The organism is Alphaproteobacteria bacterium (assembly GCA_025800285.1).
GTDB lineage: Bacteria > Pseudomonadota > Alphaproteobacteria > JAOXRX01 > JAOXRX01 > JAOXRX01.
In genome coordinates this window covers 1-839 of the sequence record JAOXRX010000014.1, presented here as the reverse complement: position 1 = coordinate 839, position 839 = coordinate 1, and the positions used below count along the sequence as shown (strand labels likewise).

The 839-nt window shown below is 30.2% G+C and carries 2 protein-coding genes; both read right to left on the bottom strand.

What is annotated here, in order from left to right:
* The coding region (locus OIF36_00075) for an IS3 family transposase (GenBank protein MCV6598867.1) at nt 1–396 on the bottom strand (396 nt) is incomplete at its 3' end.
* Nucleotides 397–484: 88 nt separating this feature from the next.
* Complete coding sequence (locus OIF36_00070; GenBank protein MCV6598866.1) at nt 485–760, bottom strand: transposase; 276 nt, start codon at nt 758–760, stop codon at nt 485–487.
* Between the last annotated feature and the right edge of the window lie 79 nt (nt 761–839).

Genomic DNA, 839 nt, shown 5'->3' with positions numbered 1-839 from the left:
AACTGCAAGATATAACCATCCCTCTTTAGTTGGAACATATGTAATATCTCCAACATATATTGTATCAATCGTAGAGCTATAGAAATCTCTATCAACATGATTTGGAGAAATTGGTAGTTTATGGTTTGAAGTAGTTGTAATAACTTTAAATCTTCGTTTCATTTTAACTTTTAGATTTAATTGAGATAAAGACCTTTGAATCTTTCTTCTTGAAACTATCAATCCATATTGTTGTTTTAGAACCTCTTTAATTCGTCTTGTTCCATAAGTGGCTCTGCTTTGCTCAAATATATCTTTGATTAATTTATTAAACTCTGTATCAATTCTATTTACTACGCAACCTTTTTGAATCCAGTTATAGTAACAGCTCCTACTAACATTGAAAAGTTTGCACATTAGTTGAATTGGGAAACTCTGATTATGCTCTTTTATCCATGCATACTTTATAGAGTTTCTTTTGCGAAGTATGCTGCTGCCTTTTTTCTCAAAGAGAGTGCAAGCACAAGAAAATCTCTCTTTCTTGCTTAAGGACAGCAAGCTCTTTTTTTAGTCTTTTATTTTCATCTTCTAAACTCTCCTTGGAAGTAGTCTCTTTTTTTATTTGAATTGGAATACTATTTGCTTTTTTATAAGCTCTTATCCATGAATACAATGTTTTATCATTAATATCTAAATCTTTTGCTATTTGCATTGCACTTTTATCACTATTAAGTACAAGTTCAACTGTTGAATCTCTAAACTCTTTTGTATATTGTCTCATTTTTATTTGACCTTTCTATCTGTAATTTTAACTCAGAACTCTTTAATTCCTGTGTCTCATTTACTGTAGCCAGATCACT